The sequence below is a fragment of the Oikeobacillus pervagus genome (assembly GCF_030813365.1).
In the GTDB taxonomy this organism is placed as follows: Bacteria; Bacillota; Bacilli; order Bacillales; family DSM-23947; genus Oikeobacillus; species Oikeobacillus pervagus.
Genome location: NZ_JAUSUC010000045.1, coordinates 1 through 22,837 on the forward strand (window position 1 = coordinate 1; position 22,837 = coordinate 22,837).

The window sequence follows — 22,837 nt, forward strand, 5'->3', positions numbered from 1 at the left end:
ATTATTGAACCGCCGTATACGGAACCGTACGTACGGTGGTGTGAGAGGGTCGAACGAATCAAAATTCCGATTCGTTCACTCTACTCGATTGTCTTGTATACTATAAAGTGAAGCTTCATTCAGTGAGGGTTTTCTTTATCCCCACTGAATGTTGGTTGAACTTACTGGATCTTTAGGGGCCGTGATCCTCCACCTATATTCTTTGTTTCCAAATCATTTGGAGGTGGAGGTGTTACTGCCCATTAAGGCGGGATACAATTTTGAACTGTGGATAAGCCTTAAAAAATGTTGTCCATGAATAGCCGTCCAATAAATTCGAAAAATTCCTATAATACACTTCGTAGAAATTCACTTTTTTGAATTATTTTGATAAAATCATTTTGTATTGTTTAAAAGGGGGATTGTACATTGACTGTAAACGACTCAATTTTAGACGTTTTTTCACAATGGTTAGAAAAACAAGGGAAATCAATGAGTACCATTCATACTTATTTGGGAGTACTTAGCAAATTTCAAAATTGGCTTCAAGATCATCATGAAAATGAGCTGACTATGATGAAAGAAGCCCAAATTCAGGCATATTTGGATTATTTAGAGTTAAAGCAATTAAGTGCCGGAACGATTGAAAAAAATTTTGCAGCCATTAGTGTGTTTGCCAAATTTTTGGGGAAGCCGCAACTTATGCTTCATATCACCCGAAAAGAAAAAATAAAGAGCGAGGAAATTCCTGAATCTTTAACGGCAGATGAAAAGGAACATCTTTTACAAGAGGTCGAAAGGGATGGCAATTTACGCAATATTGCAATCGTGTACACTCTTTTGCAAACAGGGATTAAGGTTTCCGAATTATGTTCGTTAAATTGTTCTGATGTTGAAATCACTGGGGATCGCGGTCTAATGATCATTCGCAATGAAAAAGGGGAGATCGACCGAGAAATTCCGCTCTCCAATGAGGTTCGTTATCATATGATCACCTATATGAAATCTTTAAATCCGATTGATGAAGATCGTGCATTATTTGTCTCAAGTGTATATAAACGTCTCACAACAAGATCTGTTCAATATATGTTGAAAAAATATAACGTCAATCCCCATAAATTACGTCACACATTTTGTCAAGAACTTGTTAATAACGGGGTTGATCTCCGAGTCGTCGCCAAATTAGCTGGGCATCGAGATATCAATGTAACAAAACGTTACTCTAAACATATTAAGCCAGATTTAGCTAGTGCCATTAATCAAACTTTTGCTTGAAAATAGGATGCACATGGACGCATTGTCTTACATCAATATTAGATGAATCCTCTTTATTATTTGGTTTTTTCAGATAATGAAGAGGATTCATTTTTATTTTTGGAACTTGGGTTTAAATATTCATTCATCAAATGCAATGAAAAAAAGATCTAAGTCTATATAACTTTCTAAGGATGATCTATATTCGTCTAAAATCCTAATATTTACAGTGCTTTTACAATTAATTAATAGTTTTATAGTAAATTATAATTAGTTGAATTATTTTTATATAGGAAAAGGTAAAAATATGGTAAAGAAGGTGGTTGTGTGTACATAGTGATTGGGGATATTGCCGAAGAATGTAACATCGTTACTCCCTCAACCGAATGTGAGGAAGTTTATACTATGTTCACGAAAAATTCGTCTTTAGAAGGGATTGTCGTTTGTGAAAATCATCAACCGATCGGATTAGTGATGAAAACCCATTTTTTTCAAAAGCTATCAACGAAATACGGTTTTGATCTTTTTATTAAAAGGCCGATCAACCTCGTGATGGACTCAACCCCTTTGCAAATGGAATACTCTGTACCTATTGCAGAAGTAAGTGCGCTCGCAATGAAACGGAATCAGGGAAATTTGTACGATCATATTATCGTGACGAAGGATGATCAATTATATGGAGTTGTGAGCATTCGTGAACTTCTCATCAAAATGTCAGAAGTACAGATTAGTATCGCACGCTTAAGTAACCCACTAAGCGGACTCCCAGGGAATAACGTGATTGAAGAAACATTACGAGAAGTTTTAAAGTCTTATAGAATCTTTAGTGTTCTTTATCTTGATATCGATTCATTTAAAGCGTTCAATGATACATATGGGTTTAGTGAAGGGGATGAGGTCATAAAAGTGACCGGTAACATCATCACAGATGTGATCTTCACGATGGAAAATGAGCTGTCTTTCGTCGGCCATATTGGTGGAGATGATTTTATCGCGGTTGTCCCCCATTATGACCATGTAGAAATATGTAAGACGATCATCACGCGGTTTGAACAGACAGTCAAACATTTTTATTCAAGGGAGGACTATGAGCGAGGGTATTTACAAGCGATTACCAGACAAGGTAAGATGGAAAAGTTTCCATTAGCAAGCCTGTCAATTGCAGTCATTCAAAATAAAGAGATCACGATCGATTCTGTCAGCCAGTTAAGTAAACTAGCGGCAAAAGTGAAGAAAAAATGCAAGGAGATACAGGGAAGTGTTTTTCTTACACTTGAAAGCTTAAAGCAAATGAAATTTTCCTGAAAGATGAAAGGGTGTCCATCAGTAGGCACCCCTTTTTCATAAAAATCTGGTTAAACGGACTTGCCACATACAGTGGAAAAAGGCATATGTCCGTCCAATAAATCTGGTTTGGGCTTACCGAGTAAATACCCTTGTCCATAATGAACCCCAAGTTTTTTCAAAAACAATAGTTCTGATTCCGTTTCAATCCCTTCTGCAATAATTTTTGTTCCAGATTGAAAAGCAAATTCCAATAAGAGTTCTACTAAATGTTGTTGCTCAAGCTTTTGATGGACATTACGAATAAGTGATTTATCCAGCTTAATAAACTCTGGTTTTAAATAAATTAGAGTTTGCAGACTATTATACCCTGTCCCAGCATCATCCACTGCAATTCGAAATCCTTGTTTGCGATAATGATCGATAATTTTTTCGAACTGAACATAATTGGCAACGGATTCTCTTTCTGTAAGTTCTAACACAACCTGATTTGGGGAAAGATTATGTTTGACCAATAATTCGAGAGTAATCCCACTTTGATAGGAAGGGTCAGTGAGCGCTTGTGGTTGTATATTAAGGAAAACTAACGGTTGAATCTCCATCTTATAGTTTTGTTTTTTTTCAGAGAATCTCTCTAAGGAAAGATTTCTCAAAAAGCATTCCGTTATAAAAACGTTTCCACTTTGACCAACATAGTCATAAAAAACATCTGTCGTTGGAAAGAAATCTGTCTGTTCTGGGCGATTTAAAATTTCGAAACCGACTGTTGAACCTTCTTCCAACGATAAAATCGGTTGAAACGCGGTCTTTACATTTTCCTTCTGGAGAAGATCCAGTAATTGTTCTTCCTTTTGAAACTCCTGATAGAGATGATCTCGTTTGGAAATTAAAAAACGAAGAAATTTAATCCATGCATAAATACGATTTTTCTTCATAATTCCACCTTTTAATATATAGTTTGGGGAGTCTACCCATATTATAGTGAATCATTTTTTGAGTTTCGATAAGGAGATGTAAAGACTTTGTAAATTTTGTAGAAAAAAAGAAGATTTTGCCGACTAATTTTGTCATTAAAAAAGGAAATTCAAATGGAATTTCCCCAAACTTCCTTTAAGCTATTAATAAATAAACAATTAAACCGTTCTGTAGGGAGCTTTTGGTTTATGGAAGGTGGCTCTTTATATTGTTCTATTCCCTTCATTTCATCTTGAAGAAAAATAAAAATTTCTTGATATTCGTTTTCTAATATGGAAGTTTTATCGTCTTTTTTCATTTGGATAATTGAATGAATATCCTCAAGATGTTTTTTAGGCAGATTCAAACCGCCCAATAATTTTTTTAGTTGAACAGGGGGCAATTCTTGCTTTTCCATTATCCATTTACACATGCATATCGGTCGGAAAATGTTTATTAGCTGTTTCACTTTATTTTGATTTTGTTCAGAAAAATGATGGATGTTTCTCTTGGCCATTTGTGCATAATGATGAAATAATGCAGGCAGCGAAATCACTTCCATTGAGAGGTCTCTCATTTGTTGAATGATCGAATATTTTTCTTTATACACAATAGGGGAATATAGCCACTCATATAATGATGGGTTTGATTTTTGAAAGAGCTTGATCGTTTTTTTTAAATCCCAACCTTGAAAATCTAAGCTTTCATGACGAGGGGAATGGATGACATCATCTTGCTCTTGAATAGATAAATAATACGGTACGGGATGTACATATATAAATCTTACATCGAAGTCACTCGAAAAAGACGCTGTACCCCAAGCTCGACTTCCAGATTCACAAGCATAAATAATTTCCACATGATTCATTCTTTCTAATTGATTTAAAGCGAATAAAAGGTCTTTTTTCAAAAATAGCCCCCCTTATTATATTTCTCTCCAATATAATCTATTTTCCCGAGGATATCATGCATCATAAATAGAGGGTACCTCGCTCATCGAGGCACCCATAAAATTTTTAAAAAATAAGGATTAAAGAATACCCAGTACATCCAAAAAGACAATGATGATGACGACAGGGATGACATAACGCAGTAATAACAACCATAAGGCGAACCAACTTTTCACATTTCCTGCCCCTTGTTGTAATTCTGCTATTAATGCTTCTTTCTTGATTTTCCAAGGAATAAACAAAGAAATTAATAGCGCCCCAATCGGCATTAAAATATTACTTACTAAAAAGTCTGCCATATCAAAAATGTTTTTATCGAAAAGGGTGATTTCATTAAGCACCCCAAATGAAAGGGCAGAAGGGATTCCAACGATAAAAATTGCAAGCCCTGCAATCCAAGAAAGCTTTTTCCGCTTTTCAGATCTACCTTTTGCAAGTGAAGCGACAATAATTTCAAGCATAGAAAAGGCTGATGTTAACGTTGCAAATAAAAATAAAGCCAAGAACAACACTAAAAATAATTGACCAAAAGGGATCTGTTGAAAAATCGATGGCAAGATAATAAATAATAATCCTGGTCCAGCTGCGGGTTCAACACCAAGGGAAAAAACGGCTGGAAAGATCGCTAATCCTGCTAATAAGGAAATGAAAATATTTAAACTGACAATCGATATCGCCGATTTTGGAAGGTTTTGTGACTTATCCAAATAGGAACTATACGTCACCATAACCGAAACCCCCACACTTAAAGAGAAAAAGGATTGGCCCATTGCAAATAAAACACTTTCTGACGTAAATTTAGAAAAATCAGGCTTTAAGAAAAAGGACACTCCCTCCATAGCATGATCAAGCGAAAGTGAACGAATAATAATAATCATAAAGATTAAGAAGAGAGCAGGCATTAAATATTTATTTGCTGCTTCAATTCCATTCTGAATCCCTCTCGCTACAACGACAATGGTAATGAGGATAAATAAAAATTGTGCACCAACTGCTAGCCATGGGTTGGCGATGGTCTCCTCAAAAAATAGTCCAAATTCAGAAACGGCACTTAACTTTCCTGTAAAGCTCAAATATAAGTATTGTAAAATCCATCCCCCTACAACACTATAAAAGGATAATAAAATAAAACAAGCGATAACTCCGATATATCCCGTTATCGGCCAAAAGGTGTTGGGGGCAATGTCTTGATACGCACGAATTGCCTCCTTTTGTGTTTTCCTGCCAATGACAAATTCACCTAATAATAATGGCAATCCAACTATTGCGGTAAATAAAATAAATAGAAGAAAAAACGCTCCACCACCACTTGTTCCTGCAACATAGGGTAGCTTCCAAATGGCACCAATTCCGATGGCTGAACCGGCTGTAGCTAATATAAAGCCAAGTTTTGATGTCCATTGTTCTGTCTGATTCATAGTGATTATGGCTCCATTTCTTAGTTTATCTATTTCATATTATTATAGAATAACTTTTGAGAAAAGAGAAAGTTGAAAATATCCGAAATTTCAGTTTAAAAAACATTAAACTTTTACCAAATCCTTTCCGAATTCTCGACATGTTTAAAATTGTATCATATCCATTCACCACCATGGGCATTTATACATAATTTATTAAAGACAAATCTAGAAGGGAAGGGTTTGCGTATGTTTTTTAATCCAGCATATTTGTATGATACTCCTCAAAATTATGTATATCGGCAACAAAACAAAATGGCAAGGGCTCGGATAATAGGAGGTCCATTAGCACGGAATTTAGAAGGTTATGTATTCTTTTTTGAAGAGCCAAACGGAACAGAGGTATATGTCGAAGTCTCAGGATTGCCCAAGTTTAGACCTGGGAGAGGAAAGCAAAAGCAAATTGGTCCACATGGTTTCCATATTCATGAATATGGAAATTGTGAGGTTGGTAACAAAAATGATCCGTTTAAAGCAGCTGGAGAACATTGGAATCCGTATAATCAACCACATGGCAATCATCCAGGTGATTTCCCTGTTCTATTTTCAAATGATGGCTATGCACGGATGTCGTTTTTTACGAATAAATTTAGGGTCGATGATATTATTGGAAAATCAGTCGTGATTCATCAGGGCCCCGATGATTACCAATCCCAACCGTCTGGAGATGCAGGAAAAAGATTAGCTTGTGGGGTCATTAAAAGAATTCATCGATAATGTAATCGTCAAAAAAATCTAGCCCTACGAATTAAAAGTGGCTGTTCTTTTCTACTTGTTTATGGAAATATTATGAATAATATTCAAATGGGATTTAAATGAAAAAACCGCTATATTTTCCCCTACGTTTGGTCACAATAAATAGGAGTATACCAATAAGGGGGAACGATTATGTCTGAAAATAATCTCGAGATGCCGAAATTTCCTGAACCATATTGGCGGGATTCTGTCACACTTCCGTCTTTCCAATCGTTAAAAGAAGATCTCACTACAGATGTGGCGATTGTAGGCGGTGGAATTACTGGGATTACGAGTGCATATTTGCTTGCAAAGGAAGGAATAAAAGTTGCTCTTATCGATGCAGGAAATATATTAAATGGGACGACTGGTCATACGACAGCCAAAGTGACAGCCCAACATGGTGTTATTTATGATGAGCTGATTCAACATTTTGGAACTGAAAAGGCAAAGCATTACTATGAAGCGGCAAATGAAGCAGTTGAATTTGTTCGATCGTTAGTAAAAGAATTGGATATCCATTGCGATTTTTCCGATGAAGATGCTTATATCTATACGAATGATACAAAATATATCCGTCAACTTCAAACGGAGATGAAAGCTTATGAAACATTGGGAATCGAAAGTGAATATGTAACAGAGCTCCCGTTTGATTTACCTATAAAAGCGGCAATCTGTATGAAAAATCAAGCGCAATTTCATCCGCTCAAATATTTACATAAACTTGTGTCGGAACTGATTAAATTAGGCGGGGAAATCTATGAACAGACAACCGCGGTGGATGTTGATCAAGATGGCGATCATTTAAAGGTAGTGACACTAGAAGGACCTGCCATTCACTGTAAACAGGTTTTGGCTTGTTCTCATTACCCATTTTACGATGGCCAGGGCCTTTATTTTACGAGAATGTATGCTGAAAGGTCTTATATAATCGCAGTTAAAGCAGAAAAAGAATTTCCGGGTGGAATGTACATCAGTGCCGAACAACCAACAAGATCATTGCGTTATACAATGATGGATGGAGAAAAATTATTATTAATTGGTGGAGAAAATCATAAGACAGGTCAAGGAATTCCAACCATTTTGCATTATGAGGCACTTGAAGCTTATGCTAGAGAACAATTTGGGATAAAGGAGTATTTGTATCGATGGTCTGCTCAAGATTTAACTACATTGGATAAAGTTCCGTACATAGGACGAATTACGAATCATCACCCAAATGTCTTCGTGGCAACAGGATTTCGAAAATGGGGGATGACCAATGGCACAACCGCCGCACTTTTACTTCGAGATCTTCTATTAGGCAAAGAGAATCCTTATGAAGAACTTTATACCCCGACTCGATTTAAAGCCGACCCAAGTATAAAAAATTTAATCCAAACAAATGTAGATGTCGCCAAACATTTAGTAGAAGGTAAACTTGAATATCCATTAAGACAAGTAGAGGATTTGGCCCATGATGAAGGGGCAGTCGTTCAGTTTCACGGAAAGAGGGCGGGGGCCTACAAAGATGATCAAGGTGTTGTTCACATCGTAGATACAACCTGCAGTCATTTAGGTTGTGAGGTGGAGTGGAACAGTGGCGATCGCAGTTGGGATTGTCCATGTCATGGCTCAAGATTTTCGATTACAGGGGAAGTAATCGAGGGTCCTGCAGAAACACCATTAGAAAAATTGGAATAAATCAGAGGAACTGTTAGGACTATACCTAGCAGTTTTTTTATCCAAGTCAAAACTTGCAAAATCCGTACGCCGATGAACGAGGCGCTTCCGCTTTTGTTCATGAAGGGAAAATGGGAATATGATATACTTTTTTATATCATGAGAAAAAATGGGGAAGGGACAATTTGGTAAAATCCCCATGCCTTTCTTTAATAAGAAAAAAGTGAGGGTAACATAGAAATGATGGAGGCAGCTCGACAATTATTAAAAAAGCATTTTGGTTATGATGAATTTCGTTCAGGACAAGTTCAAACCATCCAATCGGTTTTACAGGGCATAAACACACTTTGTATTATGCCAACTGGGGGTGGGAAATCAATCTGCTATCAAATTCCTGCTTTAACCCTTCAAGGGACTACATTGGTAATCTCTCCACTTATATCTTTAATGAAAGATCAAGTCGATGCGCTCAATCAAGCGGGAATTCCGGCTACTTTCATTAATAGTTCAATCAGTACAGCAGAAGCTAATGATCGGATGGAATTAGCAAAACAAGGAGTATATAAATTATTATATATCGCCCCAGAACGTTTGGAATCCACCTATTTTCTTCAGGAATTAAGAGAATTACCCATTCCCCTCATTGCAGTTGATGAAGCACATTGTATTTCCCAATGGGGTCATGATTTTCGTCCGAGTTATTTACACATTCGAAAGACACTCGATTATCTTGGGGGACAACCTACCATTTTAGCGCTGACAGCGACAGCTACACCTCAAGTGTCTACCGATATTTGTCATTGTCTTTCTATTCATGAACAAAATACAGTCGTAACGGGATTTGAAAGGAAGAATCTATCCTTTTCTGTTATAAAGGGCCAGAATCGTGAACAATATTTAATGGATTATGTGAAAACAAATCTTCATGAATCTGGGATTATTTATGCTGCAACAAGAAAAACAGTTGATCAATTATATGCCAAACTGGAAAAAGCATCCCTTCGAGTGGCTCGCTACCATGCGGGAATGAGTGAAGCAGAAAGATCGAGGGAGCAAGATCGTTTTCTTCGCGATGAAGTAACGATTATGGTTGCAACATCAGCTTTCGGGATGGGAATTGATAAATCAAATATTCGCTATTGTATTCATTTTCAAATGCCGAAAAATATGGAAAGCTATTACCAAGAAGCCGGAAGAGCTGGTCGAGATGGATTAGATAGTGAATGTATTCTTTTATATTCCTCCCAGGATGTACAAATACAACGGTTTTTAATTGAACAATCGACAGATCCAACACGAATGTCCTTTGAATTGGAAAAGTTACGGCAAATGGTCGACTATTGTCACACAGAAAACTGTTTACAATCATTTATTCTTCAATATTTTGGGGAGAAGGAGGGACTAAATTGCGGGCGTTGTGGAAATTGCACAGATGACCGGGAATTAATCGATGTCACAACCGACGCACAAAAAGTTCTATCTTGTATTGTTCGAATGAAACAACGGTTTGGGAAAACATTTGTTGCGAAAGTCTTAACAGGATCCCGAGATAAAAAAATTAAGGAATTCGGATTTCAAGTATTGCCGACATATGGGATTATGTCCGTTTATTCCGTCAAATATGTTAGTGATTTAATTGAGTTTTTAATTGCTGAGGAATATATTGGAGTGGAACATGGAAAGTTTCCAACCCTCTTTGTGACGATGAACGGAAAAGATGTACTATTAGGAAAGAAAACTGTTCAAAGAAAAGAACAAAGAACAACGACACTTATTATTGAAAGTGATGAGCTTTTTGAGGAACTAAGAAACGTAAGGAAACGATTAGCTGAAGAGGAAAAGGTTCCTCCGTTTGTTATTTTTTCTGATCAAACTTTGCGCGATCTATGTTTACAACTCCCGAAAACAGTCGAGGAACTACTCACGGTAAAAGGGATTGGTGAACATAAACAGAAGAAGTATGGAGAACGATTTATTGAGGCGATTTCGAATTATTGTGCCGAACATCCGGAAAGGAAAAGCGTTCAACCTATGGAGAAGGAAGTATTATCACACCCGAAAAAAAGTGTAAAAGATTCGCATTTGATTACCTATGAAATGCTTGAAAAAGGACAAACCATTGGAGAAATTTCAAAAAAACGTCAATTATCCAAACAAACAATTGAAAACCATTTAGTAAAATGCAGTCAAGAAGGGCTGCTTATTGATTGGGCAAGTTTTATTCCAGAAGAGTTTGAACCATTAATTGAAAAAGCCGTCCAAGAAGCCAATACGAATCGCTTAAAACCAATTAAAGAACTTTTACCGGAAAACGTCACTTATTTCATGATTCGTTCTTATTTCATGAAAATAAATGAATAGAATTTTTTATAAAAATAAAGAAAAGGGGAAGAAAATGATCGTTGTAAGTGCTTGTCTAGCTGGGGTTGCCTGCCGTTACGACGGGAGGGATAATGGCTTAGAAAAATTGCAACAAGAAATGAAGGAAGGAAGAGCCATAACCGTTTGTCCAGAACTCTTAGGGGGATTGTCCACACCTCGTGAACCTGCGGAAATCATCGGAGGGACAGCTGAAGATGTTTTACGGGGAGAAGCAAAAGTAATGAATCGTTCTGGAGAAGATGTGACATCGTCCTTTGTCAAAGGGGCATATGAAGCTTTAAAAATCGTTCAGGAAATACAGCCGGAATATATAATTCTGAAGGAAAATAGTCCATCATGTGGAAGTCATCATATTTATGATGGAACATTTAGCGGTCAAAAAATCATCGGCAATGGAATCACCACCGCTTTATTAAAAAGCAAAGGTTTTCAAGTCATTTCGGAAAAAGACTTCGAGAAAATGAAGAATTAAACGAAAAAGAAACTCCGTTAAAACAGGAGTTTCTTTTAGTATTGAATAAAATAATTCTGTGCAAATGTTATGACTTGGCAGGGTAAACGGAGAATAATGAGTGAAGATAAAAGAGTATTAGATTGACATTTGATTATTCTTCTTTATTCGCCAAGCATCGTTCACATTCGAAAAGGTATGATTCTGCCTGTTCTTGAATATGCTCCCCACACTCTGGGCAAACCTTTTTAGGTAACGTACGGAAAAATTCAACTGGACTTTGTAACATTGTAACTCCTCCTTAATATAATACAGTATTTATATTTTCATTTCTGTTATAATACAGTATACACGATTACTTTAAAAAAGTGTACCCCTATTTTTAAAAAATTCTAAATTTTCTTTTTAAATAAAGGAAAGTGGTATTATTTCTTGGTGGAACAGCCATTACAATCGCTGTTAATCTCCTTCAGAGGGAAAGAACGCCCTCTTGCGGATCTTGTCACTTGCTTGTCGCCGCTGAACAGTCGCCTCCGCTTTCTTGTCTATCTGCGGCTCCTAGGCGCTCGAGGTCATCCGCTCATCCTTTCTGTGGCAAACTTACGCCACACCAAGGCTGAGCGGATGCTTGTCGCGCCTGGACAGTTGCCTCCGCTTTTCTTTGTCTAGCTGCGGCTCCTAGCGGCTCGAGGTCAAGTGTCAATCTCCTTCAGAGGGAAAAACGCCCTCTTGCGGATCTTGTCACTTGCTTGTCGCCGCTGAACAGTCGCCTCCGCTTTTTTGTCTAGCTGCGGCTCCTAGGCGCTCGAGGTCATCCGCTCATCCTTTCTGTGGCAAACTACGCCACGTCAAGGCTGAACGGATGCTTGTCGCGCCTGAACAGTCGCCTCCGCTTTTCTTATAAAAATAACCATTGTTCTCTTGGTTGAGACAATGGTTATTTTTCAAATAAGAGGAGTTCCCCATTTTTAAATGTTTTTCTTTTACCTTCAAATCCGTTTTTTTGCAAGACTTTTGTCAGCACGGAAAGGAAAAAACCATGGGAGACCACTATTATATTTTGATTTTTTTCCTTCAGGATCTGTTGTACAAACTGTTTGGCTCGTACTTTTGTTGCATTTTTGGTTTCAAGTTGTGAAGGATGAGATAAATACCAAGCGATCCGTCCAGCGATCATCCATAGAAAATGAGGGAGGACAAGTTTGCAGTTTGTAATGGGAAAGATCGGAACTTCTCTTAATTCCTCTCTTTCCAGTACTAAATGCGGGAAAATCATTTCGGCTGTTTGGATCGCTCGAGGCAAATTACTTGTATAGCATATATCCCACTGAATTCCGAGTAAATCTACGTCTTTTTTTAAAATGTCTGCACGATCATAATCATACACCCATTGTGAAAACTCTTTTGATGACATAAAAGTTGGTGTATCAATATGAACTTGGAAATGTCTAATTAATCCAATTTTCATTTAGCACCTCAAGTGTATTAGGTTAAAAAGTGACGATCAAATTAAACAAAAGAAGATTTCATTCAATGATCTCAATGATTTTGAAAAGAGCCTAGTGATTCAAATCTTGCAGAAACAATGTAGCAGATACATAACGTTTTGCAAGCATTTGAAAATAAGCGGTATGAACGGATAATGTTGCAATCATAATCATGTTTTTAATGGCTTCTTTTTGGTGTTCATGAACGTTGTTTAAAGATTGAATGATATTGCTTGCCTTTTCCTCCACCCTTTCACTTAAAACTTGAATATGATTTTCTTTCGGAAGATAATATTCTTCTTGATTAATTTGTTCAAATACGGTTGAATATAATGAATATAAAGCAATCGGATTGATCAGATCATCTGTTGGATTTTCCGGATCATTGACAATCAGATTTAATAGTTTTCGGATCGAGTCAAAATCTAACGTTGTTTTTAAATCCTCGACAATAAATAGTAATGCCGTTTGCTCAATCGAGTACCGCTTCTTTTTTTGTGGAGATCCGATCATATCCTTAATATCACGTTTTACCCAGTTTTGAACGGCTGTTAACGAAAAATTCGTCTTCTCAATTTGGCTTCCAAGGGTCACAATTTCATTTAATGAAAGTCCGATATCAATGGTATCTAGCTTCATGATTTTCTCGAGAATAGGAGATAGCTCCATTGTAAGTACAGAGGAAATCGTCATTTTTTCAGTCTGGGATCGCATCCAAATCTTCTGTAAGATTGATAAAGGCTTTTCATCATTCCAACCTTTTAATGAAAATAGTAGATCAGACATGTCCTTTCTAGTAAGTGAAAAGGATGTCATTATTATAACCACCTTTACATACGGTCTTTTGAACCTATCATATGACCGACGCGGAAAATTGTCAATAAACGGCTCAAAAAAACTTGAAAATTAGTGTGATAGTTCATATAATAGGTTCATAAGAACTTTTTTGTTGAACCCAAATATATTAATTAAAAGGAGAACTAAAGAGAATGGGAAAAAAAATATTGAAATTTTTTATGGCCTTTGCCATTATTTTAGCGCCAATTTCATTTGTAGCAATTGATGATGCATCCGCAAAAGGGTATAAATCGGGGAAAAGATCTTATAGCCCAAGTAAAAGTCAACCTGTTTTCCCTAAAAAAGATACAAATAACCAGTCATCAAAAGTAAAACAAGATGAAAATAAGACAGTTAAAAATAACACTGCTGCTCAAAAGCCAAATAAAGGTGGCATGTTAAAAGGGTTACTTCTAGGTGGACTAGGTGGATTATTAATTGGTAGCTTATTCGCAGGAATGGGCTTAGGTGGATTTGGCTCCATTTTAGCTTTTATCGTGAATATACTTGTAATCGTAGGGATCATTATGCTCATTCGTAATATCTTTATATACTTTAAAAATTCTCGTAAACAAAAGGCGGAAAATGAATGGAGACGATAAAATTATCCGAGCAGGAAATCATTAATTCAATTTGCTCTTTAATCAGTGAACAAGAACAAGTTCATATTTCAGAAATTGCCGTAGAATTAATGTATGAAGATGATGAAGGGTATTCTGCAGAAGCTGAAATTTCCACCAGAACGATTTTTTTAACAGAAGCTCGCATGATCGAGGCAATTCGTGCGTGGTTACAAACCCAATATGCTATCGACCCATTTTCCACAAGCCTCCAACTCGAACTAGACGACGAAGAAGGAATCATCGCCTACGCAAAATAGAAAAGCGGAGGCGACTGTCCAGCGGCGACAAGCAAGTGACAAGATCCGCAAGAGGGCGTTCTTTCCCTCTGAAGGAGATTGACACTTGACCTCGAGCGCCTAGGAGCCGCAGCTAGACAAGAAAAGCGGAGGCGACTGTCCAGGCGCGACAAGCATCAGAAAAAGACTTTCCCTTAGAACTATAAATAGGGGAAAGTCTTTTTAGTCTAATGATGTCTTATCTAAAAATTAGAAATCTGTTCTTTACAGAATTGCTCGAGCATGTTTTCCTCTTCTTGCTCAAGTAAGAAATCTTGGTATTGGTCGGTTGTTCGTTCATACATATGATACTGGAGAATTCCTTCTTTTTCTTCCTCTACTACGTATAAAACTTTAATATAAACTCCGTATTCAGAATATAATTCATCGTCTTCTGCGACCTCTACATCGATGATGAACTCATATCGATCCCCCGATAGAATACCAAAAGGATCATGAAGTAATTCAATCGAATGATTCATTATTTTCATATATATCGCATCCTTCTATTTATCATGAGTATGATTTATTTTATCCAAAATGGCAGATAAATCATCAGGTTTCAAAAATTCGATTGGAGAAAACCCTTTTCCGAATGAAACGGTATCCGCTTCGATTAAAACCATATATCGTCCATTTGATTTCGCTAAATAAATTTGTTCTCCAAAATCAGAAAGAAGCCCTTTCACCGATATATGGTCAAGCTTAAATTTAAGCTCAAGATCGGGAGTATGCTCCACAATTTGTGCTGCAGCTTCAACTACTTCCTCTGTGCTAAAGTGTTCCTGCAATTCACGTTGCGGGCTCGTTGCCCAAATTTCCATGGCCTCTTCAAAGCGGTTGCGTTCTTCACTTTCTTCTTCGTAAGCCTCTAACACTTGTTCCTTCACCATATCCATGACTTGTGTCTTCACAATTTCAGGCATGGACTTTTCATACGATACGTATTTCAAAAAATCCTCAAAATAACGAGCATGGGAGGCTTGGTGAATTTTTAATTCACCAACTTCGACTATTCCATCTTCTGGCATAAAGGGGTATTGAATTGATTTCATATTTTTCGTTGTAATCGCCATTTCAACTTGCTGAATTAAAGAGGACTCATCAGTGATCGTTGCAACTTTTGGTTCAAAATCACATTTCATAATAAAAATAAAAGGTTCATCAAAGTATTTTGTTAGTTTAGCAGAGGCGATCAGAAACACGCCACCCCGAACTGAACTTGTGTCGATATAGGAAGCAACAAACTGTTCACTCGTTATTTTAAATTCTTCTTGTGTGGAAGCAAATCTTACTTTATGAAAAAGATTATAATTCGGATTAGATGTCAATTCATGGCCAGGTTCTACAATAAAACGGCCGATTTTAGTCGGTGCTTGTTCTGACTTTGGATGTCTTTCCACCTTTCGTTTGGAAATTTTCATCAGTTCTCCATCTAAGAAATCTTTAAGTGAACTATTCTCATAATCTTCATTATTTAAAGTTTGATAATGCTTGTATTTCACGTGTGTGTCATCGTCTGTTCCTTCTGTTTGGATGACAAAAAATGATAAAAAGATAATCTGATAATCCATTATGTTCCCCTTCATTAGTATGGTAGTATAACGAAATTATTTTATAATCTTAAGCTTAGTGAAAAGTAAATACAATTCAGTATAGGAAATTAGCTAAAATTCGTCAATGATTGTGAAGGGAAAAAAGGGATATGGGCCTAAACAATGTTTACATAGAAGACAATTTGTTTCTGGAACGTTTTTTTATTTTTGTATTAGACTATACTGTTACGGCTGGTGGTGGTTATAGAGCCGGCTTAATGGTTGTATTTTTATTATGGAATGAAAATTCATTCATTGTTTTATGATAAGTTCCATATGTTTCTAATAGGGAGGTTTCTTCAAACTTCGATTTCTTTTTCTGCCTATTTCAGAAAGTAATATAACCACCGCTTATGCGTGAAAAAATGATGAGAAGGGGAGAGAGCATGCAAAGATTTAATGGGAAAGTGGCGATTATTACTGGAGCATCAAGGGGCATTGGAAAGGCAATAGCAAAGAAATTAGCAAGTGAGGGAGCAAGTGTTGGAATATTGGATGTGAATTTAGAGAGGGCACAACAAACGGCAGCTGAAATCAGTGAGATCAGTGATGCTGTAGCTGTCCGATGTGATGTTTCAAATCCTGAAGAAGTACAATCCGCTTTCAAAAAAATAATCGATTCTTATGGGAAAATCGACATCTTAGTCAATAATGCCGGAATTATTCGTGATAATCTATTATTTAAAATGACGGATGACGATTGGAATTCTGTTATTGATATTCATTTAAAAGGAAGCTTCTTATGTTCCAGGGAAGCTCAGAAATATATGGTTCCAGCGAAATACGGAAAAATCATTCATTTATCCTCAACCTCAGCACTAGGGAATCGCGGACAAGTGAACTATGCATCGGCGAAAGCGGGCTTACAAGGGATGACAAAGACGATGGCGATTGAGTTAGGACCCTTTGGCATTAATGTGAATGCTGTTGCACCTGGGTTTATTGAGACAGATATGACAAGGGAGACGGCGGAAAGAATAGGGTTGACTCTCGATCAAATGATGGAAGGGATTATTGAAGGGCTTGCGATCAAACGCTCAGGAAAACCTGAGGACATTGCGAATGTGGCGGCCTTCTTATGCTCGGATGAATCAAGCTATGTAACAGGTCAAGTCATCTATGTTGCAGGAAAACCAACTGTTTAAAGCACTTTAAATAAAAATGAGGAATGAAATCGAAAAAAAACATCTAAGGGGTATGAATCCCTCCATCTATTTTTTAAAAAGAAAAATTAGGTGGGGGATCATACTACAAATTTATTGAAGGACGAATTCAATTTTTAATGAGCAGGAGAGGTCATTTGTTTTTTTGTTGGGACTTCTGTATCGATGGATAATTCATCACATTCTCGGAAAGCGAAATGTTTACACCCACGACATCTCTGAAGCTCCAGATGATTTAGCCCCTCATTTATAGCTTTACCCGTACGATCAAAAAAGTTTTCCTGTCCTATTTGTTGATATAAACCTGTTTTTTTCAATACTTCTAATGGCTGTTGGCGAATTCCTGAAATAAGAATTTTTCCTCCTCTTTGTTGTAAACGATGGACAATGGATGAAAAATGATGCTCACTAGTTGTGTCCATATAGGGAACTTTACTCATTCTAAAGATGAGAATACTAGGTTCATATTGAATTGTTTTCATAACAGATGATTCAAAAAATTCAGCTGTTCCAAAAAACATTGGTCCATCAATTGTATAAATGCTAATTTGGGGACAATCCATTCCTTCCTTGACGGTCTTTGAGCGAACTTTTTCATTTTTGTCGTGAGGGTCTGGTAATACTTTCGCCACAATTAATAACTCACTCATTCGTTTCATAAATAAGAATACGGCTAAGATTAATCCAACTTGTACAGCCGTTGTCAAATTGGTGAAAACAGTAAGGAGAAATGTAATCAATAGAACAAGTGAGTCTCCTGTTTTTGTTTTGACCAAATGGATAAATTCTACTCGTTCACTCATATTCCAAGCAACCACCATCAAAATAGGCGCCATACTAGCGAGTGGAATGTGAGAAGCATAAGGCGCCAAAACTAACAGGACGAGCAACACAACTATTCCATGAATAACACCAGAAACTCTTGAGGTAGCCCCACTTTTAATATTAGTGGCGGTTCTTGCTATTGCTCCAGTTGCTGGAATTCCTCCAAATAAAGGGGTTACAACATTAGCCAATCCTTGCCCGAATAATTCCCGATTACTATTATGTTTACTTCCTGTCATTCCGTCCGCTACAACGGCTGATAATAGAGATTCAATTCCGCCCAGCATGGCAATAACAAACGCAGGCGCCAATAAGTGTTGAACATCTTCCAACGTGATGATAGGAATGTGGAAAGATGGAAGATGATTCGGGATTTGACCATAAGAAGACCCAATTGTAGCTACTTCCGTTGGAAAAAAAATATAAGCAATCACACTTGAGCCAATTAATCCAATTAAGGGTCCAGGAATTTTTTTAGCGAATCTAGGGGTTAGAACGATGATGACAAGACAAATGATCGCTGTTAATACACTGTATAAATTGATTGTGTTAAGATGAAGATATATCTCTTTTATATTAGCTAGAAAATATTCATGATTTTTTACACCTTCTAACCCTAGAAAATTCGCAATCTGACCGGTGAAGATGATCACCGCAATACCAGCTGTGAATCCAATTGTTACAGGTCTTGGAATATATTTGATCAAAGTTCCAAGTTTAAATAGCCCCATCAAGATTAAAATGATTCCAGCAAGCAACCCTGCTTTTAGTAAATTTTCATACCCGAACTCCATTACAATGGCTAAAAGAATGGGAATAAAGGCTCCAGTAGGCCCACCAATTTGAAACTTAGAGCCTCCGAAAATCGAAATGATGATCCCAGCGATAATAGTCGTGTAAATACCGTATTCAGGTCGTACACCTGATGCAATGGCAAAAGCCATTCCTAAAGGGATGGCAATAATTCCAACAATTAAACCAGAAATCAAATCTTTTTGAAAATGAGAAAAAGAGTAGGCCGATTGTAATTTAGAGTATTTATTCATCGCTTCATCCTTCTTTTAAGTATTAACTGTTATAATACAGTATAATACTATGATACTACTGTTATTAAACAATGACAATCTGTTTCTTTCCTATGGGATGAAAAATTACCTAATAAATTCAAGAAACAAGTCAAAACCATATAAATTGGCGAACGCCATTTTTCTTGTTAGACAAAGGGGAGGATCATGGAGCTATTGCACATTTCCCAGGGACCATTGCTTATTTCCCAATAAGTTATGCGCTAGTTTCAAAAGGATTTGCACATTTCCCGGATTATATGTATATTTCCTGCGATTTAATGCGCTATTTCGATGATAATTGCGCTAATTCGGCGAACGCCATTCATATTTACTGTGTGTAGGAGTGGATCTCGGGGCTTTTGCATATTTCCCAGGATCAATTCCTATTTTTCTTCATCCCTCACTGAATGTTAGTTGAACTTGCCACGTTCAAAACGCCATGCCTTCACTGCATGAAGTTTCACTTTAGCTCTGCCAAAGTGAAGAAGTCCATGTGGAACAGAACAATGCAGAGTTCTGTCGTTTTATGCGCTTTCCAAGGAAATAATGCTATTTTGGAAAATGGATATAAAGAAAAAAGTTGCAAAGGTTGTTTTCATCCTCCAAGAAATCAAAAAGGTACTAAAAAATTCACAAAATATAGAAAAATAGTCTTTATATCCCCAGTTGAATCCCTTATGATAATAATTGAATGATTACAAAATATGACAACTAAGAAAGGTGATGGAATGGTCAATCTAGTTGCTTTAACACATGAAAAAGAAAAGCTACCTGTAGATGTATTATCATTGATTCAAGATGGGGATGATATCCTTTTACCTTTGGCAAACGGGGAACCTAAGGTTTTATTAGATGTCATTGAACAGAATGCAAGTCGTTTCAATGGAGTTAGAATTCATCAAATGCATGCGATTAGAGAAAGAGATTATATAAATGGAAAAATGAAAAGAAATGTCAAGCATGTCGCTTATTTTTTGAGTGAAGCAACTAGAAAAGCATATTTACAAGGAAATTGTGACTTAGTCCCAAATCATTTCCATCAGGTCCCAAGAATTTTACAAGAAAGCACTAAAACATCCTTAGTTCTCGCTTGTGCCTCGCCAATGGATGAGCATGGATACTTTTCATTAGGAACCCAAGCAGACTATGTGGCTAGTTTTATTGGGAAAGTGCCTTTTTTCTTGGAAGTGAATCAACAAATGCCAAGAACTTTTGGAGAAAACCAAATACATGTTAGCCAAATAGAAGGATTTATCCAAACGGATTATCCATTACATGAAATTCCAATGTCTCCAATTACGAGCACAGATCAAAGAATTGCTGAATATGTTGCCGAACAAATTCCAGATGGTGCGACGATTCAAGTCGGGATCGGCGCGATTCCTAATGCGGTCATTAGTCTGTTGCAAAACAATAGACATTTAGGAATCCATACTGAGCTTATTTCAGATGGAATTGTTGATTTGGTCAAGACAGGGGTCGTCGATGGAACCTTAAAAAACACAAATAAAGGGAAAATTGTCACAACATTTGCTTTAGGGACGAAAAAACTTTACCAATTTATTGATGAAAATCCAGGGGTAGAATTTTTACCAGTTGATATGGTCAATGATCCTAGGGAAATTGCTAAAGAGGACCGAATGATTTCGATTAATTCTACGACAGAAGTCGATTTTTATGGACAATGTGCCTCGGAGACGATTGCAGGAAAGTATTATAGTTCAAGCGGGGGGCAGGCTGATTTCGCTAGGGGTGTTCATTTTTCCAAAGAAGGAAAGGGTTTTATTTGTATGCATTCGACTGCAAAAGAGGGGACAATCTCCAAAATTAGGCCCCTATTATCTAGGGGATCGGTTGTCACAACGTCCAAAAATGATGTAGACAGGATCGTAACAGAATATGGAGTAGCCGAATTGAAAGGAAAAAGTATTGAAGATCGAACGAAAGCCTTAATCGCGATTGCCCATCCAAGATTTCGAGAAGAACTCACTTATGAAGCAATAAAAAATGGCTTTATTTTATAAAGTGAAACTTCATTCAGTGGGAGGGTTCTTCATCCCCGACTGAATGTTAGTTGAACTTATCGGACCTTTAGCGGCAGTGATTCTCCACCTATCTTCTTTGTTTCCAAATCATTTTGAGGTGGAGGTTTTACTGCCCGTTAAGGCGAGATGAAAAAGTACAAACTCTCTATATACAACACCTCTACCTCCAATTGAAGGTAGAGGTGTTCTTGGGAATTATTGTTTTTCTTTTAATTCATGAATTTCCACAATTGAACGTTCTTCAAGTGGACCCCTTAGATGGACGGTTGCTGTTTTTCCATCTTCATTTAACTTATCTATCCAAACAGAGACACCGTTATACGTCACCTCAACCTCATTCGAAGACGATAAAATTTGTTTCACACGGTTTGGCTCCATACTTGATCACTCCTCATACATACTACTTTTATTATTTGATTTCCTCTATTTTTTATACCAGGAATTCTCACACGATTTTTCAAAATTAATGACATATTCCTAGGTTAAATAAAATAACCTTTACTTGCGAAAGAAGGACTACGAGCCATAATATAGAATGTAGGAATGGTAAAATCGCGCGTTTTCTCCCGTTTGCCTTTTTGCGAAGAAGAGAAAGGACTATGGTAATGGCGGTTAGGAATATCGTCAAACTTAATAATCCAACAAATGGTGTCACCCATATATATTGATTTCCCAATGGAATAATAATACTAGGAGTGGCAAGAAACGCTAGAAAATATAGCCCTAGAAACCAAGAAATGAACATAAATAAACATAACGTAATAGTGGACCATTTTATTGAAAACAATTTTTTATTACCTCCACAATTCTTAGTAATCAAATAGGAATAATTAAATTGTATGACGATTCAATTTATTTGTCAAAGATGATGGCGGAAAGAGTAAAAGTTTTTCATTTCAATAGGGGGGAGATATGTTTTGTGTTTAATTAATTTGCAATTCAAGCAACACCCAGAATATAAACTCATCATTGCTGCTAATCGGGATGAATTTTATCGACGTCCAACAAAGCCAGTCCATTTTTGGGAAGATCATCCGGATATTTTGGCTGGAAGAGATCTACTTCAAATGGGGACATGGATGGGGATATCGAAGACAGGGCGATTTGCAGCGCTAACGAATTACCGTGATCCAAACGAAATATCGGAAGGAAAGAAATCGAGGGGGGAGATAATACGAACATTTTTATTAAGTAAAGACCACCCAAAGGATTTTCTTTTTCAACTTGATAAGGAAAAACATCATTATCCGGGTTTTAATGTGATCGCCGGGACGGTGGATCATCTGTTTTACTATGGAAATCGTTACGGTGGGATACAAGAAGTGCAACCTGGTACTCATAGTCTAAGTAATGCCTTTTTGAATACACCATGGCCGAAAGTGATGCGGGCAAAAGAACATTTAGCAAATTGGGCAAAAGAAACATCTGCTCATATTCCAACTCTATTCCAAATTTTGCAAGATTTAACCATAGCACCTGATGATACATTACCAGAAACTGGAGTCAGTCTTGATTGGGAAAGACGTTTATCTCCCATTTTTATTCAGTCTGAAGAGTATGGGACTCGTTCTTCAACGATTGTACTCGTTGACCATCACAACCATGTGACATGGGTTGAACAAACATATGAAAAAGGGAAACCAGTGGATCTAAAGCAATTTAAATTTTCAATTGAGTCATGATGGAGGGAAGGATATCTTCCCTTCCCAGCATATTATAAGTGCGCCCTGCATGGGCGGATACTTGGTGGTGAAAGTCCACTACAGGCTTGGCAGTAGGAACTGTTAGCGAAAGACAAGGTGGCTATCGTGA

23 protein-coding genes are annotated in these 22,837 nt (G+C 37.0%); 11 read left to right on the forward strand and 12 right to left on the reverse strand.

Going from position 1 to position 22,837, the window contains the following annotated elements:
- Window positions 1–408 precede the first annotated feature (408 nt).
- Together J2S13_RS13775 and J2S13_RS13780 are read left to right on the forward strand one after the other, a co-directional pair.
- Window positions 409–1,254: a tyrosine-type recombinase/integrase gene (locus J2S13_RS13775; protein WP_307258344.1), complete on the forward strand. Its 846-nt coding sequence runs from the start codon at window positions 409–411 to the stop codon at window positions 1,252–1,254.
- A 306-nt stretch (window positions 1,255–1,560) separates the two neighbouring features.
- Entirely contained in the window at window positions 1,561–2,538 is a 978-nt protein-coding gene (locus J2S13_RS13780; protein WP_307258345.1) for a GGDEF domain-containing protein, read from the forward strand.
- A gap of 50 nt (window positions 2,539–2,588) precedes the next feature.
- Here J2S13_RS13780 and J2S13_RS13785 read toward each other — a convergent pair whose 3' ends face one another.
- The 3 genes from J2S13_RS13785 to J2S13_RS13795 all read right to left on the reverse strand — a co-directional run bounded on the left by J2S13_RS13785 (window position 2,589) and on the right by J2S13_RS13795 (window position 5,839).
- Window positions 2,589–3,452, reverse strand: a complete 864-nt coding sequence (locus J2S13_RS13785; RefSeq protein WP_307258346.1) for an EAL domain-containing protein — start codon at window positions 3,450–3,452, stop codon at window positions 2,589–2,591.
- A 149-nt stretch (window positions 3,453–3,601) separates the two neighbouring features.
- Entirely contained in the window at window positions 3,602–4,381 is a 780-nt protein-coding gene (locus J2S13_RS13790; RefSeq protein WP_307258347.1) for a nucleotidyltransferase domain-containing protein, read from the reverse strand.
- Between the two features lie 120 nt (window positions 4,382–4,501).
- Window positions 4,502–5,839: a sodium-dependent transporter gene (locus J2S13_RS13795; protein ID WP_307258348.1), complete on the reverse strand. Its 1,338-nt coding sequence runs from the start codon at window positions 5,837–5,839 to the stop codon at window positions 4,502–4,504.
- 294 nt (window positions 5,840–6,133) lie between these two features.
- On the opposite strand from J2S13_RS13795, the gene J2S13_RS13800 reads away from it, so the two are divergent.
- The 4 genes from J2S13_RS13800 (at window position 6,134) to J2S13_RS13815 (ending at window position 11,129) form a co-directional block, all read left to right on the forward strand.
- Window positions 6,134–6,595, forward strand: coding sequence for a superoxide dismutase family protein (locus J2S13_RS13800; protein ID WP_307258367.1), 462 nt, complete (start codon window positions 6,134–6,136; stop codon window positions 6,593–6,595).
- 171 nt (window positions 6,596–6,766) lie between these two features.
- Entirely contained in the window at window positions 6,767–8,296 is a 1,530-nt protein-coding gene (locus J2S13_RS13805; RefSeq protein ID WP_307258349.1) for an FAD-dependent oxidoreductase, read from the forward strand.
- A 219-nt stretch (window positions 8,297–8,515) separates the two neighbouring features.
- On the forward strand, window positions 8,516–10,636 hold the full coding sequence (gene recQ / locus J2S13_RS13810; RefSeq protein WP_307258350.1) for a DNA helicase RecQ: 2,121 nt from the start codon (window positions 8,516–8,518) through the stop codon (window positions 10,634–10,636).
- Window positions 10,637–10,670: 34 nt separating this feature from the next.
- Entirely contained in the window at window positions 10,671–11,129 is a 459-nt protein-coding gene (locus tag J2S13_RS13815; RefSeq protein ID WP_307258351.1) for a 2-thiouracil desulfurase family protein, read from the forward strand.
- A gap of 133 nt (window positions 11,130–11,262) precedes the next feature.
- Here J2S13_RS13815 and yhfH read toward each other — a convergent pair whose 3' ends face one another.
- The 4 genes from yhfH to J2S13_RS13835 form a co-directional block, all read right to left on the reverse strand.
- A complete protein-coding gene (gene yhfH / locus J2S13_RS13820; protein WP_307258353.1) occupies window positions 11,263–11,397 on the reverse strand; it encodes a protein YhfH in 135 nt (44 codons plus the stop codon).
- A 291-nt stretch (window positions 11,398–11,688) separates the two neighbouring features.
- Window positions 11,689–11,811 (reverse strand): hypothetical protein, encoded by a 123-nt coding sequence (locus J2S13_RS13825; protein WP_307258354.1) that lies wholly within the window; start codon window positions 11,809–11,811, stop codon window positions 11,689–11,691.
- A gap of 234 nt (window positions 11,812–12,045) precedes the next feature.
- Window positions 12,046–12,576 carry a histidine phosphatase family protein gene (locus tag J2S13_RS13830; RefSeq protein WP_307258355.1) on the reverse strand — a complete coding sequence of 177 codons (531 nt, stop codon included), beginning with the start codon at window positions 12,574–12,576 and terminating at the stop codon, window positions 12,046–12,048.
- Between the two features lie 91 nt (window positions 12,577–12,667).
- On the reverse strand, window positions 12,668–13,411 hold the full coding sequence (locus tag J2S13_RS13835; RefSeq protein WP_307258356.1) for a DUF1836 domain-containing protein: 744 nt from the start codon (window positions 13,409–13,411) through the stop codon (window positions 12,668–12,670).
- Window positions 13,412–13,584: 173 nt separating this feature from the next.
- Between J2S13_RS13835 and J2S13_RS13840 the strand changes: the two genes are divergently transcribed.
- Complete coding sequence (locus J2S13_RS13840) at window positions 13,585–14,034, forward strand: hypothetical protein (protein WP_307258357.1); 450 nt, start codon at window positions 13,585–13,587, stop codon at window positions 14,032–14,034.
- Window positions 14,022–14,312, forward strand: a complete 291-nt coding sequence (locus tag J2S13_RS13845) for a DUF2653 family protein (RefSeq protein ID WP_307258358.1) — start codon at window positions 14,022–14,024, stop codon at window positions 14,310–14,312. The genes J2S13_RS13840 and J2S13_RS13845 overlap by 13 nt, the downstream gene beginning before the upstream one ends.
- Before the next feature lie 221 nt (window positions 14,313–14,533).
- Here the strand turns inward: J2S13_RS13845 and J2S13_RS13850 are convergent, their stop codons facing one another.
- Together J2S13_RS13850 and J2S13_RS13855 are read right to left on the reverse strand one after the other, a co-directional pair.
- Window positions 14,534–14,821 carry a DUF6509 family protein gene (locus J2S13_RS13850; protein WP_307258359.1) on the reverse strand — a complete coding sequence of 96 codons (288 nt, stop codon included), beginning with the start codon at window positions 14,819–14,821 and terminating at the stop codon, window positions 14,534–14,536.
- Between the two features lie 15 nt (window positions 14,822–14,836).
- Window positions 14,837–15,904 carry a DUF3900 domain-containing protein gene (locus J2S13_RS13855; RefSeq protein ID WP_307258360.1) on the reverse strand — a complete coding sequence of 356 codons (1,068 nt, stop codon included), beginning with the start codon at window positions 15,902–15,904 and terminating at the stop codon, window positions 14,837–14,839.
- 407 nt (window positions 15,905–16,311) lie between these two features.
- Here J2S13_RS13855 and J2S13_RS13860 point away from each other — a divergent pair, with 407 nt between their 5' ends.
- The gene (locus J2S13_RS13860; RefSeq protein ID WP_307258361.1) at window positions 16,312–17,070 is read left to right on the forward strand and encodes an SDR family NAD(P)-dependent oxidoreductase; all 759 of its coding nucleotides are present in this window, start codon (window positions 16,312–16,314) and stop codon (window positions 17,068–17,070) included.
- A 134-nt stretch (window positions 17,071–17,204) separates the two neighbouring features.
- Here the strand turns inward: J2S13_RS13860 and J2S13_RS13865 are convergent, their stop codons facing one another.
- Complete coding sequence (locus J2S13_RS13865) at window positions 17,205–18,959, reverse strand: SulP family inorganic anion transporter (RefSeq protein ID WP_307258362.1); 1,755 nt, start codon at window positions 18,957–18,959, stop codon at window positions 17,205–17,207.
- 725 nt (window positions 18,960–19,684) lie between these two features.
- On the opposite strand from J2S13_RS13865, the gene J2S13_RS13870 reads away from it, so the two are divergent.
- On the forward strand, window positions 19,685–21,004 hold the full coding sequence (locus J2S13_RS13870) for an acetyl-CoA hydrolase/transferase family protein (RefSeq protein WP_307258363.1): 1,320 nt from the start codon (window positions 19,685–19,687) through the stop codon (window positions 21,002–21,004).
- Window positions 21,005–21,220: 216 nt separating this feature from the next.
- On the opposite strand, the gene J2S13_RS13875 is transcribed toward J2S13_RS13870, so the two are convergent.
- Complete coding sequence (locus J2S13_RS13875) at window positions 21,221–21,403, reverse strand: H-type small acid-soluble spore protein (RefSeq protein WP_307258364.1); 183 nt, start codon at window positions 21,401–21,403, stop codon at window positions 21,221–21,223.
- A gap of 85 nt (window positions 21,404–21,488) precedes the next feature.
- Window positions 21,489–21,812, reverse strand: a complete 324-nt coding sequence (locus tag J2S13_RS13880) for a hypothetical protein (RefSeq protein ID WP_307258365.1) — start codon at window positions 21,810–21,812, stop codon at window positions 21,489–21,491.
- A 130-nt stretch (window positions 21,813–21,942) separates the two neighbouring features.
- On the opposite strand from J2S13_RS13880, the gene J2S13_RS13885 reads away from it, so the two are divergent.
- Window positions 21,943–22,707 (forward strand): NRDE family protein, encoded by a 765-nt coding sequence (locus tag J2S13_RS13885; protein WP_307258366.1) that lies wholly within the window; start codon window positions 21,943–21,945, stop codon window positions 22,705–22,707.
- Window positions 22,708–22,837 lie beyond the last annotated feature (130 nt).